Source organism: Streptomyces sp. NPDC043861, from assembly GCF_056435905.1.
Genome location: NZ_JBWKDP010000022.1, coordinates 1 through 13,226, shown reverse-complemented (window position 1 = coordinate 13,226; position 13,226 = coordinate 1). Strand labels below are relative to the sequence as shown.

The 13,226-nt window shown below is 70.2% G+C and carries 12 protein-coding genes and 2 pseudogenes; 8 read left to right on the top strand and 6 right to left on the bottom strand.

Features of this window, described 5'->3' with window-relative positions:
* The first annotated feature begins 283 nt into the window (after positions 1-283).
* Complete coding sequence (locus AC068D_RS34635; protein WP_478827118.1) at positions 284-1,507, top strand: MFS transporter; 1,224 nt, start codon at positions 284-286, stop codon at positions 1,505-1,507.
* A gap of 368 nt (positions 1,508-1,875) precedes the next feature.
* On the opposite strand, the gene AC068D_RS34630 is transcribed toward AC068D_RS34635, so the two are convergent.
* Complete coding sequence (locus AC068D_RS34630; RefSeq protein WP_478827117.1) at positions 1,876-4,608, bottom strand: hypothetical protein; 2,733 nt, start codon at positions 4,606-4,608, stop codon at positions 1,876-1,878.
* Positions 4,609-4,785: 177 nt separating this feature from the next.
* On the opposite strand from AC068D_RS34630, the gene AC068D_RS34625 reads away from it, so the two are divergent.
* Positions 4,786-4,998: a hypothetical protein gene (locus AC068D_RS34625; protein ID WP_478827116.1), complete on the top strand. Its 213-nt coding sequence runs from the start codon at positions 4,786-4,788 to the stop codon at positions 4,996-4,998.
* A 198-nt stretch (positions 4,999-5,196) separates the two neighbouring features.
* On the opposite strand, the pseudogene AC068D_RS34620 reads toward AC068D_RS34625, so the two are convergent.
* The 3 genes and pseudogenes from AC068D_RS34620 to AC068D_RS34610 form a co-directional block, all read right to left on the bottom strand.
* Positions 5,197-5,385 (bottom strand): annotated as a pseudogene (locus AC068D_RS34620) (pyridoxamine 5'-phosphate oxidase family protein); the annotation flags it as partial.
* 95 nt (positions 5,386-5,480) lie between these two features.
* Complete coding sequence (locus AC068D_RS34615) at positions 5,481-6,236, bottom strand: nuclear transport factor 2 family protein (protein ID WP_478827115.1); 756 nt, start codon at positions 6,234-6,236, stop codon at positions 5,481-5,483.
* A 182-nt stretch (positions 6,237-6,418) separates the two neighbouring features.
* Entirely contained in the window at positions 6,419-7,195 is a 777-nt protein-coding gene (locus AC068D_RS34610; protein ID WP_478827114.1) for a nuclear transport factor 2 family protein, read from the bottom strand.
* Between the two features lie 172 nt (positions 7,196-7,367).
* On the opposite strand from AC068D_RS34610, the gene AC068D_RS34605 reads away from it, so the two are divergent.
* The 5 genes from AC068D_RS34605 to AC068D_RS34585 all read left to right on the top strand — a co-directional run bounded on the left by AC068D_RS34605 (position 7,368) and on the right by AC068D_RS34585 (position 10,119).
* On the top strand, positions 7,368-8,279 hold the full coding sequence (locus AC068D_RS34605) for a helix-turn-helix transcriptional regulator (protein WP_478827113.1): 912 nt from the start codon (positions 7,368-7,370) through the stop codon (positions 8,277-8,279).
* Positions 8,280-8,367: 88 nt separating this feature from the next.
* A complete protein-coding gene (locus AC068D_RS34600; RefSeq protein ID WP_478827112.1) occupies positions 8,368-8,640 on the top strand; it encodes a hypothetical protein in 273 nt (90 codons plus the stop codon).
* 54 nt (positions 8,641-8,694) lie between these two features.
* Positions 8,695-8,892 (top strand): hypothetical protein, encoded by a 198-nt coding sequence (locus AC068D_RS34595; RefSeq protein WP_478827111.1) that lies wholly within the window; start codon positions 8,695-8,697, stop codon positions 8,890-8,892.
* A gap of 211 nt (positions 8,893-9,103) precedes the next feature.
* On the top strand, positions 9,104-9,628 hold the full coding sequence (locus AC068D_RS34590; protein ID WP_478827110.1) for a protoglobin domain-containing protein: 525 nt from the start codon (positions 9,104-9,106) through the stop codon (positions 9,626-9,628).
* 200 nt (positions 9,629-9,828) lie between these two features.
* Positions 9,829-10,119, top strand: coding sequence for a hypothetical protein (locus AC068D_RS34585; RefSeq protein ID WP_478827109.1), 291 nt, complete (start codon positions 9,829-9,831; stop codon positions 10,117-10,119).
* Positions 10,120-10,136: 17 nt separating this feature from the next.
* On the opposite strand, the gene AC068D_RS34580 is transcribed toward AC068D_RS34585, so the two are convergent.
* The gene (locus AC068D_RS34580) at positions 10,137-10,361 is read right to left on the bottom strand and encodes a hypothetical protein (RefSeq protein ID WP_478827108.1); all 225 of its coding nucleotides are present in this window, start codon (positions 10,359-10,361) and stop codon (positions 10,137-10,139) included.
* 1,236 nt (positions 10,362-11,597) lie between these two features.
* Entirely contained in the window at positions 11,598-12,515 is a 918-nt protein-coding gene (locus tag AC068D_RS34575) for a hypothetical protein (protein WP_478827107.1), read from the bottom strand.
* Positions 12,516-12,816: 301 nt separating this feature from the next.
* Here AC068D_RS34575 and AC068D_RS34570 point away from each other — a divergent pair.
* Positions 12,817-13,226: pseudogene (locus AC068D_RS34570) on the top strand (transposase); the annotation flags it as partial.

Below are 13,226 nucleotides of genomic sequence, written 5' to 3'. Positions count from 1 at the left end.
GTCCTTCACTCGCGCGGTAGGCCCTCGTCGGGGCGCCGCGGTGTCGGCTGGATCACGGGAAGCATGGGGATGCGGGAAGAAATGGGCCTGCAAGGGGTCACGGGCTGCTGATGGCAGCCGCACCTGTCCCAACTCCCCCCAGTCATCCGGTGTGGAGATCCTACGAGATGATCTAGTAATCAGCGCAAGTCTTCCGGCACACTTCCGTTCAAGAGGAAACTTCTGCCGTGCAGGCTTGACTTGCGTGGCAGTTACCCGTAAGCGCACACAGGAAGAACGGACCATGCGGAGTTCCCCGGCAAGCGCCCTGCGACGTGCCCACAGAGGTGTCGTCGCCACCTTCGCCCTCGTCGGTGTGGTGAACGGCATCCTGGCAGCCAGGTTGCCGGGACTGGCCACCAAATTGGGTCTGGACACAGGCGATGTGGGGCTGGTCATCCTGTCCTGGGGCGTCGCGGCCACGGTGACGATGCAGTGCATGCGGTGGATCGTCACGGCTCTGGGGAACCGGCTGTTGCTGCGCGTGGGTACGCCGCTGGTCACCGTCTCCGTCGGGCTCATCGGCCTCAGCCCGTCATTTCCGGTGCTGCTCGCCGCCGCGGCCGGCTTCGGGGTGACCTCCGGTGTGGCCGAGGCGATGATGAACGCCCAGGGCAGCCTGGTCGAACGGCGTGCCGAGCGGCCCCTGATGAACGGGTTCCATGCCGGGTGGAGCGCCGGCGCGGTGGCGGGCGGACTTCTCGCTGTGCTGCTGGCCTCGCTGGACGTCCCGTACACCGCCTCGGTGCTGGGCGTCGCAGCCGTCTCCTTCCCGCTCGCCTTGACGGTGGGTCGGACGTACCTCGACGAGCCGGCCGAGGAGGACGAGACCGAGCACCGGCGCGGCCTGCCCGGCATCGTCTACCTGATCGGCGCCGTGGCCTTCATGGCGCTCCTCATCGAGGGCCTGGTAGCGGACTGGAGCGGCCTACTCCTGACGCGGGAACTGCACACGACGGAGGCAGTCGCTGCCGTCGCGTATCCGCTGTACGAGGTCGCCACGTTCACCGGGCGGCTCTTCGGCGACCGGCTGCGTCCGCGCTTCGGCAGCCGCGGGATCCTCGCGGCGGCCGGAGTCGCGACCGCCATCGGGGTGCTCCTGGTGGTCCTGGCGCCTTCCGCCGTCTGGGCCATCTCCGGGTTCGGCCTGACGGGTCTGGCGGTCTGCGTTGTGGTGCCCCTGTGCATGTCGCTGGCCGGGGCCGCCGTCCCGGGCCGCTCAGACGCCGCCATCGCGCAGGTGTCGGCGATCGGCTACGCGGGGCTGCTCGTCGGCCCGGTGCTCATCGGCTTCGTCGCCGAGGCCACCACGCTGCGAACGGGGATCGCCACGGCCGTCGGCGTTGCCCTGTTCATCGCCATCGGGGCAAGCCGGATGCCGCGCGGCCTGCCCGTGGCCGAGCCCGCCGCGGAGCAGACCGGCCGGCCGAAAACGGTGGGGGCTCCGCGCGACAGCAGCGCGGCGTGACCTTCGCCGCAGCGGGCCCTTAGGTTCCGGAGCGCTCCCCGCTGCAGACGCAAGCTTCAACTCCGCAGCTCGCGGCCCGAAAACGGTTCGTGTGATCACTGCACGTGGCACGTGGGCTCCTCCTGGTGCGTTTCGGCGTTCCAGCCTCGGCCTCGGCCTCGGCTGCCGGAGGCAACGAACTCACCGCGCCAGAGCCTCGGGCGCAGCACCGCACCGTCACCGCGGGCTTCCTTGCCACCTGGCATGCCTACGCCAACACGCGGCGCTCACCGGCCACCTCTTGGCCTTCTTCGACGCCAATGCCTCCACCGTGGCCGCCCTCCTACACGTAGCCGCACCGAGCACCCCTCCGACTACTGGGCCCGAGCTCAGCGCCCGCCGCCGTCCGGTTCCCTTCCCTCCGCCACCTCCCACGGCTCGGCGATCGTGCCGTCGGGCTCCCAGCCGTACCGCGTCAGTCTGGCGGCCTCCTCGGCCCGGCCCATCTCTTCCAGCAGCTCCGCCATCGACCGCAGGGCATTGCGGTCCCCAGCGTCAGCGGCGCGCCGGTACCAGACCAGCGCCTCCGCCCGACGCCCGACGTCCCGCAGCATCGATGCCGCCCTGCCCAGCTCGCCAGGGTCCTTTGGCGCTGCACGCACGTACCAGGTGAGGGCCTCCTCCACCCGGCCCGCCTCCTGCAGGGTCCTCGCCACGTGCAATGGGGCGTAGGTGGCTCCCGCATCGGCGGCGCGCTCGTACCAGGTGAGCGCCTCCGCCTCCTGCCCCGCCAGCTTCAGCATCTCCGCGCCCCACATGTGGGCGAGCTCGTCGCCCGCTCTGGCCGCGAGGTCGTAGTAGGTGAGGGCCTCCGCCTTCTGCCCCGCCCGTTTCAGGATCACCGCGACCTCCCGCAGGGCCCCAGCATTGCCGGCCTCGGCCCGCTCCCGTAGCCAGGCGAACGCCGCCTCGTCCCTCCCTGCCTCCGCCAGCAGCGAGGCTGCCGCCCCAAGCGCGTGGGTGTTCCCCGCGTCGGCGCGCTCGCCGAGCCACGCGAGCGCCGCTTCCGTGCCGTGCGACTTCTCCATCAACTCCGCCGCGCGGTCGAGGAAGAGGAAACCGCCGACCATGTCGACGGCCCGCAGGTACCAGCCGAGCGCCTCCTCTCGCTGGCCCGCCGCATCCAGCCTGCGGGCAACCCACTGCAAGGAGCCAGAGTCGCCCTGCTCGAAGGACTTCTGGTACCAGGGCAGCGCTTCGTTCATCCGGCCCAGCTTCTCCAGAGTCTGGGCGATGTGCAGCGCCAACGGAGCACCGGCCTCGGCATCACGCAGGAACCAGACGAGCGCTTCCTCCAACCGTCCTTCCTCCTTCAGCATCCTGGCCGTGGCACGCACTGCGGCGAGGCTTCCGGCGTCGACGGCACCCCGCAGCCAGGCGAGCGCCGCGTTGACCCCCCGCGCCTCCCGCAGGATCCGCGCCTCGGTGTGGACGGCTTCGGCGTCATCGGCCGCAACAGCACGGCGGTGCCAGGTGCGCCACTCCTCCGTCCGGCCCGCGTCTTTGAGTAGGGCGGACGCCAGCCGCCATTCCTCGTGCCTGCCGGTGCCATCGCCGTCCGCGGCGGCGGCGTAGAGGCGCATCGCGATCCGCAGCAGGCCCCGGTCCCGGGCAGCGGTCGCAAGGCGGGCACGGTCGCCCGGGGCGGCGTGCCGGACGAGTGCGTCCCACGCCGCGGCGGGTACGCGGTCGCCGTGTCGGCGCTGTCGGCCGTGCTGTTCGAGGTAGTCGGCCAGGCGGTAGGCCGGCTGGTCGGATTCCGACCGATGCCCGGCCCGGGGGCGGATCCGGGTGAGTGGGCCCCGGGTACCGCGCAGCGGCATCGCCGTGTAGGCGAGGGCGCGTTCCAGCCAGTCGTCGTCCAGCAGGTCCCACTCGATGTCGGTGAGGTAGCCCTCGGTGCCGGCCTCCAGCAGGGGCTGCGGAAGCGCGAGACCGTGGCCCAGCCGTCGAGCGTCCATGGCGGCCTCGATCAGCGCCCGCGAGGCTGGCGGCGCCGCACGATAGCGTTCGATCAGGGCGGGTGCGCCCGCGAGGTACTGCGTGATCTGCCCTTGTTCGGCGTGCTGGAGGGCTTCCGCCAGGCGGCAATCGCCGGCGGCCGAGGAGCGGGCCGCCGTCAGGTCCTCACTGGTGAACACGCTGGGCACGGCAATGCTCCGGTTCTTGACCAGCTGGCGGGCCTGCGCGTGAGGGTCCGGGCCCCGACTCGACTCGGAGGTGAGGGTGGCCCAGTGCTCGGGCCAGATGGTGCCCAGGATCAGAACCGGCCCCCTGTCGGGCGCGTTGAGCAGGGCACGAAGTTTGCTGGCGACCTGCGCGCCGTGCTCCGGGTCGAGCAGGTAGTGCTGGGCCTCGTTCAGCCACACCACGGTCTGCGGCGCCACCTGGTCCAGCTGTCCGATCAGGGCCGACGCGCGGTCGGGCTCGACTGGGTGCCACAGTCGCCAGCCGTCCGGCAGCCGCCGGACCGCCTCCCAGCAGGCCCGGGTCTTGCCCGTCGATGAACCGCCGACCAGCACCGCGATGTCGCTTCGCCCGCCCGCCACCACGGCGGCGACCACCTCGGCCAGCTCCGCGTCGAACCCCCGGGCGGCGTAGGCGGGCAACGCGCCGAGCTCGGTGCCGGCGGCCGCTGGGGACAGCGCCGGGTGCACCTCCAGGTCGTCGAGGACGAGCCGGTCGTCGTACTCGCCGATCGGGCGGCCCGCGGGGACGCACATCAGCGCCTCCACCCACAGCGCGCGCACCCGTGCGGCCACGTCGTACTCGTCCCACCTGGCCCGGCGTGCCAGCACGACTGAGACTGCGACCGCGTCCGACTGGCCGGGCGGCAGGGTAGGCGAACTGATACAGCGTCCGATGGTGTCCCGGCTCGGCGCACCTGACAGTTCGTCGTCCTCGGCGACGTCCGCGGCCATCACGTCGAGGCTGGGCGCGCCCGCCGCCGCGTACAGCTCGTATAGCAGGTCCTTCAGGTCCCGCAACGGACCCGGTGCCGGCAGCGCCCGGTCCAGCGTCCGCGGCCGCCGGACCGGGCGGCCCCCCTTGTCGCGACTCATCGCATCATCCTGCCCGACGGGGGACCACGGCGGGGCCCGTTCCGGGTCGCTGCCGATTCGGTCAGAGTTGCTTGTCGCAACTGGGAGCTGATCTTCCTTCGGGCCGCAGCGTGGTGCCCAAGCCGACGCCGGCCGCCGGCCCGGCCCCGGGGACCCAGCCGTTCGAAGGAGAAGAACATGACGACGCCCAGCCGCCCCCTGCCGAAGCAGCCCGATCCGGCACCGTTCTTGACGGTGCATACCGCCCTCATCCTCCTCGCTGCGGCCTTCATCGGCTCGGTGGTCGGGGGCCTGACCTTCCTCAGCGGCGGGCCCGTCGCCAGCGCGGTCCTCGCCGGGCTGACTGGCTTCGGGGCGAGCATTCCGGTGCTACGATCCCTGATCCGCTGAGGCATGACCGACCCAGCTGAAGGCCTGCGGGCAGCACACGCGCACGGAGGCCGCGTCCCTGACGGACGCGGCCTCACGGGTTCCGGTCCGACAGCGGGACCCGTGCGCCTGCGCCGACTTCGGCACTTCCGTACAGGCGCCCAGGTCCCATGACGGATTCGGTCAGGTTGGAGACCAAGTGGCCGAATGACGAAGCTCGTCACGCATCAGCGCCCTGCCCTTGACGGAGCCCTTGCTCGTGGTGAACATGAAGTCGCCGCCGTCCAGCAGGAACCAGACGGGCGCGACATGCGGCCGTCCGTCGGCCCGGGTGGTGGCGATCTTCGCGGTCCTGGTGCCCTCGCTCACGAAGGCATGCCATTGAGTCTCGGTCATGGGTGTGGCCATCGGTCCTCTGCTTTCCGGGGGATGCGGGGGGGATGCGGGGCGGAGGCAGCCGCTCGCCGGCCCCGCCGCCCCGCGCCGTGTCGTGCGCCGGTGCGTCAGAAGAGACCGTTGCCGTGCGGCAGCCGACCGGGGATCGGGGCGATCACGTCCCAGTGCTCGACGATCCTGCCGTCGGCGATGCGGAACAGGTCGTAGTAGGCGACCGGACCGCCGAACTCGCCCTCCGCCTGCACCAGCGCGAAGTCCCCTTCCGCCATGACGCGGTGGATCGTCCGGTACACCACCTGCTTGCCCTCCTCGGCCCAGCGGGCCGCGGCCACCCCGAATCCGTCCAGCCCGTCGCCCGCCTCGGGGTTGTGCTGGAGATAGGTCTCGGTGGAGGTGAACACGCCGGAGAGCGAGTAGTCCGCGCCCTTGAGTACCTTCTCGGCGTACTCGGCGATCAACTCGCGGTTGGCTTCGGTGCGTTCCGGGTCGCCCGGCTCGGTCGGGCCGTCCGTCTGGGAACGGCCGCTGACGGTCACCTCGACGACGGGAGCGAGAGCGTCCCAGTGCTCGGCGAGCCTGCCGTCCTCCACCCGGTAGAGGTCGAAGGCGACCTGCGGCCCGGGGCCGAAGCCGTGATAGATCCCGTGCAGGGCGACGAGGTCTCCGTCGGCGATGGCGCGGACCGGCTCGTAGCGGAAGTCCGCCGGCAGCGAGCCGACCAGCTCGCGCAGGGCTTCGCGGCCGTCGGCGGCAAGGGCGCTGTGTTGCCGGTAGGCGAGTGAGACCCAGCGGTCCACGGAGGAGGGGTCCTTGTCCCCGAAGAGCTCCGACACGGCCGTCAGGACCAGATCCTTGTTGTTCATGATGCGCGTATCCCATGGTGCGGGGTGCGGCGGACCCGTCGTCCGCCGACTACCCTCCACCGTTGCCGGGGCCACCGCGCCGCACGAGGCCGATTTCCGAACCGGTGAGGTCACAATCGGACAGGAAGTCGATCATCCACCGGTGCGTGGGCGCACGGGGCGCCGCGCGGATGCCGCGCTCGTCAGAATTTTCCGCTGTTGTTGGCCTCGGCCGGACCGGGAACCGGTTCGGGGTTGTCCCAGTGTTCGACGATGCGACCGTTCTCGAGCCGGAAGACGTCGAACACGGCCAGGGGTGTCCCACCCAGGTCGACTTCACTGAGCGTCACCACGAAGTTACCCTGGCCGATCAGCCGGTGCACCGTGCGGTAGGTCAGCGCCTTCCCCTCCGCGGCGAGGCCCGTCAGGTGGTCCCTGAGACCGTCGACGCCGTCGGCGATGTGCGGACTGTGCTGCACGAGGTCGTGAGAAAGGTAGTCGCCCATCCTCGCGATGTGGCCGCCCTGCAGAACCACGGCGATGAACTCGGCGACCCTGGCCTTGTTCTCAGCGGTCCGTTCGAGATCCGTGATCCGCGTGGCTCCGTCCGTCTTGGTGTGGCCGGAGGGTGTGGTGAGCCCGCCAGGGGCGATGGTGTCCCAGTGCTCGACGATGCGGTCGTTGTCGTCGGTGTCGAAGAGATCGGCGGTCACCCATCGAGTCGTTCCACCGAGGGTCTGGGCCACGTGGAGAAAGACGTACGGCCCGTCCTCGACGGCACGGACGACCTCGATGTCCCGCTGAGGATTTCGCTCGAGGAACGGCTCGAAGAAGGCGAGGAATCCCTCCTTGCCGTCCGCGACTCCGGTGCTGTGCTGGATGTAACGATCACCGATGGATCTGTCGAGGGCCTCGCGAAGGGCGCCGTCGCGAATTCCGCCCAGATAGAGCCCGAGCGCGTTGTCCAGTTTTGCCGACATGGGACGGAGTCCCTTCCTGTGATCACCGAACGGGTCGTACGGAAACGCACCGGGCTCACGCCTTGAGCGACTGTCCCCGGCCGCGTTCCGCCGCAGGCTAGGGCAGGATCCGGGCCACCCCGCTGATAGGCTGGCGACACGGTCTGGTGAAAAACCGACAAGGAGCTCATGAATGATCCCTGAGCTCACCTTCTCTCCACCCATCGGCACCCCGGCGGGGGTGGAGGTCCTGACACTCGCGGAACTGCGCTCCCGTGTCGGCGCCGAACAGCTGGCGGGGCCCAACCGGCACGATTTCCACGTCCTGCTCCTACTCGGCGACGGCAGTCTGCGCCAGACCGTGGACTTCGCCGAGTATGTACTCGGGCCCGGGTCCTGGCTGTGGATCAGACCCGGTCAGGTGCATATGTGGGGCGACATCACCCAGGCCGCCGGGACCCTGATCCTGTTCGAACGGGACTTCCCGGATCCGGCCACCGCGGCCGCCGCCGGGCTCGACGACCCGTACGGCTCGGTCGTGCGGACCCCGCACGTGGATGATGCCGCCGCACTGAGCGGTGCCGTCCGCCAACTGGAGCTCGAGTTCCGCACGGCGCTGCGGATGCCGCTCGACGTCCATGTCGCGGTGCTGCGTCATCTGCTGGACGTCCTCCTTCTGCGTCTCGCGCATCTGACGTCGCCGCCCGACGGTCCCGCTCCGGAGGCGGGCTCGGCGTACGCGAAGTTCCGTGACGCGGTCGAGCGCGACTTCGCCCGCACCCGCCGCCTCGAGGACTATGCGCAGGCTCTGGGCTACTCCGCACGTACGCTCTCCCGGGCGACGCTCGCCGCCGGCGGCGTCGGGGCCAAGGAGTTCATCGACCGCCGGGTCGTCCTGGAGGCCAAGCGCCTGCTCGCGCACGGCGAGTTGTCCGCGGCCCGTATCGCGGCCCAGCTCGGTTTCTCCAGCGCCACGCACTTCACCAAGTACTTCCACCAGCGCACCGGTCTGACACCCATCGCCTTCCGCAGCTCGGCGCGCGGGCATCGCACCCCGGCCCCTGACGAGATCCCGCCCGCGGGCGAGCGCTCCGTTCACGAGTGAATCTGCGACGCCCCGCCGGTGCAACCAGCGTGCAACGTTGCGCCGGGTTGGCTAAGGGCCGTCCCGTAGACGCGGCTCCATCCACGGGATGGTAAGTCCCCAGGACACGGTGCTCGTGCGACCCGCCGACTATGCCCCGGGGGACACTCTTTGGGTTCTTGGTCAGCCGCAGCGCTTCCGTTGTGTGGTCGACTACCCGGCTGACTCCAAGACCGCCCAGATGTTCCCGGGTGTTCAGTACGTCTTGTGCGATGACGGCTTCAAGGTGACCGACAGTGGCGTCTATTCGACGCGCGCCGACCGTGCCCTGGCTGGGTACTGGCAGCGCACCGGCAACCAGCTCCTGCCCGCCGCCGCCTGAACACCCGCCCGCCACCCGGGCTGGTCCGGGGAGCGGCCCTCAGGAGGAGCCGCCATGCGCACCACCGTTGACCACTTCACGATCGCCCAGGCAGTCGCCCTCGACCAGGCGCCGACCTGGTCCGCACGCGCAGATCACACCGAGGCGCTGAGCATCGCCGAATTCGGGATGCCGACTCAGGCTCAGCCGCTCGCGCAGCGCGGCGTGCTTGTCGAGACGAGCTGGAACCGGCTCGGGGGCGTGCCGCAGTGACGGTATCCGCTGATGATGCTGTGGCCGGGTGAGCCGTCGATCTTCCGGGCGCCCATCCTTCCGCGAGCCTGCACGGAGGACGGCCGGCCTCGCGCTAGTAGTCAGAGGAGTCCTACGTTCCGGGCGTCTGTCATGGAAGGGAAGCCCCATGTCCACAACCCCCGCAGGCTACGCTTACGACGACTCTGGCCTTACGCCGTCCCCTGTGTCCATGGCCGACCTTGAGATGCTGCAGAGTTCATTGCTCTGGAGCGACTCCGATGTACAAGCGCTCAGGCGGGCCGGCGACATCCTGGTGCCACAGACCGAAGCGATCCTCGACGTCTGGTACGGCTTCGTCGGCGCCAACCCGCACCTGGTGGCTGCATTCGCCGGAGTCGACGGTGATCCGAATGGCGCATATCTCGACGCCGTCCGGGCGCGCTTCGGTCGCTGGATCAGCGACCTGTGCACGCGTGAGTACGACGAACGATGGCTCGCCTACCAGCACGAGATCGCGCTGCGTCACCACACTGCGAAGAAGAATCGCACCGACGGCGTCGAGTCGTCGGCGGAGTACGTGCCGCTGCGCGATCTCATCGCTCTCATCGTCCCGATCACGGTGACGGTCCGCGACTTTCTCGCGCAGGAGGGGATGTCGGCACAGGAGGTGGACGAGATGTACCACGCATGGCTGAAGGCGGTCACGCTGTCGGTCGCATTGTGGACGCAGCCTTACAGCCCGGACCTGTGGTGACCTCACCTCCGGCCTCGACAACGACCCGGACCACGAGGACGACACCCAGCGCTGGGTCGTGGGGCGGATCGACGACCGCGGCTGGTTCACCTTCCTGGAGACCGGCCCGGGCGAGTCCCTCGGCCTGTGCCTCACCGAGCTGCCCTGCTCGTTGATGGAACTGCCCGAGGACGTCGCGGCTCCGCCACCAAGGGCGGACAGTGGCACCCCGGGGCAGCGGCACACTCGGCAGCCACCAGGTGGCCGAGCCGCCCCAGGCGACGTCCGTCTTCGACATCGACGACCTAGCCGAAGACGGACCGGGCCTGATCGCGGCCACCTCCGCTCTCGCCGCGGGACTGATCCAGCACTTCGGCTACCCGGAGGCGCTCCAAATGACCCCGGACGGCACCATCCGGACCAAGTACTGGAGTGCACAGCGCTACGGCCCCCGCGTACAGCAGTGGGCCACCCAAGCCAACGTCGACATGACGGACGACACCACCGACTGAGTCGCCCCCGGGCGGAGTCACACAGCGTAGAACTGGTGAGGGCGGGCGCCGCGCCATTCCACGAGTTGCGGATCGTCCATCGCGTTCTCCGGTTCCGTCACGCCCGCGGCTTCGAGGAACACCACCAGGTCGTGGTCGGAGAATGCCACCCCCAGGGTTTCGGCACGGCCGTGGTGGTGCGCCGTCACCCGTCGGCCACCCGCTGCGGACGGCCGGTGCACGACGATTGGCGCGCTCTCCATGCTCTACAGGGTGCGCCGCCGGGTGGCCCAGTGCATCCCACCGCGGGCTGCGTCGACAAGGGGAGGGCACGGACAAGACGGCTTCGGACCGTGTCTTGCCGGGGGGCGCGAGTGGCGGGATGCCCTTGGGGGCGTATGGGTGGGAGGGGAGCGCGTCGGCCGCACACACCTCCAGGCCGTCGTCTCCCTGGACCCCGCTCGCAGCCGGCGGGGGTTACCCGGATCGGCGGGCAGCGGTGGACTTTGCGGTCGCGCCGCTGCCCGCTACCGAGGGACGGCCGTGGAAGTTCGGACCGCGGCCGTCGCCCTTGTTTCGGCAGTCCTTCGTGCGAGCTTGCGACAGGGGCCTCGGGGGTGCGGGCAGCAGCACAGACCCCGTCGCCGGCGCTGCTGCCTGGGCTCTCCTTGCCGGGTTTGGTGTCAGTGGGTTGGTCAGTGACGGCATGTCAGGTCGGTGTGCGGTCGATGACGAGTGAGCTGGGAAGACCCGCCGACGAGAAACTGCGTACTGCCACCGCACGCAGCTACGGTGGACGCCACGGGGCAGGCCGCTCCTCATTCCTGTCGGCCTGCCCCTACCGTGTCCCCTTGGTCTGCTGCACCGATGACCCGGTTGTGAGGCGCTGATGGCCTCGGTCGGAGCTGGGCAGGGAAACCGGTCCGCTGGCGCGCCCGAACACGGTAGGTTCCCGAGTGGCCTGCACCAGCATGGAGTGTGTGGGAGAGGCCCCGACCCCCGGTGACGGGACGCAGTACGGCCGGGGCCGCACCCACACGTGACGTCACCTGAGGCCCGCTCCAGCCCGAGTGCGGCGAGAGATCGACTCCCAGAAGGCCACCGTCGACGTGGATCCCGATTATGGTGACGCGTCCGGTGGCGGTGTTCCGTACGTCGTTTCCTGTCTGACCATCCCTCCCTGCGGCCCGGTACGGGCACGCGGCGCGCCGGGGGCGCACCTGTCTGCCAGAGGCCGGCCGCCCCCGGCCCCTGGCGACCGCTCGTCGATGCACGGCGGTGCGCGGCATCCTCCCCTTCCACAGTTGGCTGCGTACCCGCGCCTCGGCCCGGATGGCCGGCGAGTGACCGGCGACCTTGGCCTCGAGCATCGCGACCCGTCAGGCAAGGGCGCGCCGCACATTGTTCTCGCAGGCTGACGGAGCCCGCTCGGCGCCTGATACGGCCGCACGCCGTGCCAGGGCACAGCCGCATCCCTGGGACCCGCGAGGTCGTGGCTGCTATCGGTGGGGGAGACGCGGCAAAGCCTCGTAGATGGCGTTGGCAGCGCTGTGCACGGCGACCCCCGCTGCGGAGTCGGGATCCATGAGGCTGGGACGTGGCTGGCCGTGACGAGAGCGCCTGGGGACGTCGAGGATGTTGCTCAGGATCGGTGCTCCGAGCTTCGCCAGTTCGCTGAGGACGGTGTCGTAGAAGTCGTCCTGCTCGCTGTCGGGGACGCCGTAGGTCACGAGCCCGGCGAGAGGGGCTGGGAGGAATTGGTCGTGGGCGGTGAGGCGCTGGCGATGGCGGTCGCACAGCATCGCGGCGGCCTGGGCAGGCGTGTAGGGGTGTTCCCGCCGCACCTTGGCTCCTTTCTCGTATGCCCACTGGCGGGTGTGGCGCGGCGCCGGCTCGTCGGCCACGACGGCGACGCACGCATCTGTCGTTGCGTTGGAGGCCCACATGGTCCGCACGACCAGGACGTGGTCGAAGTGCGGGCGCACCTGGTCCAGTGCCGCGCGCAGCGTGTCGTCGGGCATTGTGCCGTCGGCGTAGTCGTGCCGGATGGTCAGAGTGCCAAGCACGCCCTTCCCGGGGAGGCCGAACTGCTCCCACCGGACCGGACGTTGATCCTCGGGGCGCGGAACGGCAGGGCGCAGACGAGGCGGGGTGAAGACGTTGAGTGGCTCGGCGTCTTCCTTGACGACCAAGGCCCGGAGCCCTGACCGGGCCCAGACGGCGGCGACTTCGAGCGCCATGCCAGCGGTGTCGTCCAGGTCGAGGTCGCTGAGCACCCCGATCACTTTCGCAGGCGTGCCGGTGTTCTCCCCGCGCTTGGCGAGTACAGCCCGGCGGGCTGCCTGGTAGGGATGGCCTGTGAGATCCATCTGAGCGCGGATCCGGCGGGTGTACGCGCTCGATCGGTGTTTGGACATGGCGTACCTTCCTGGGGCTCCACGCGCCCCCGCAACGGCCATGTCGGGCAGTCGGGTCGATGAGTGCACGGGCACATGCGGAGCGGGACTCCGGCGCGCCTTGGTTCCCGCGGACCGCGCGGCGTGGACGCGCGGCATTGGCGGAGCGGCGTACGTGGCTAGCCGACGGCGACGGTAGCCGGTTTCGCCTTGGGTGACGGGCGGCCTCACCCGAGGGTGGGCGTGTCGGACTGTGCGTCGTGTCCCAGGATTCCGCGGGGTTGGCGAGGTGCGGCGGTGCGGTCTGGTCGTCCTCGAATGGGCCTCGCCCGAGGCCGATCCCGTCAGGGTGGCCCGCCGTGAGCGGTGCGGCATCCCGCCCGAGGTGGGCCATATGGAGAAGTGGCAGCTGGCCCTGGACATGATCGACGAGACCCGGTCCTGGGGCATCGACGTCCCCCTGGCCGTCGCCGACGGCGGTTTCGGAGACACCGCCGCGTTCCGGCTCGGTCTGGAGGAACGCGGGCTGCACTACGTGGTGGGCATCTCCACGACCGTCACCGCCCAGCCGGGCGACGCGGTGGTCAGCATGCCGCCCTGCAACGGTCGCGGCCGGCGTCCCGTGGCCGCCTATACCTCCGGTTGTGGTGAAGACAGGCATCTCTCCTACGCCCGGAGGTGTTCTCTTGATCAACTACCGACGCGCGTCAGCAACCTCTTGGCCGAGTACAC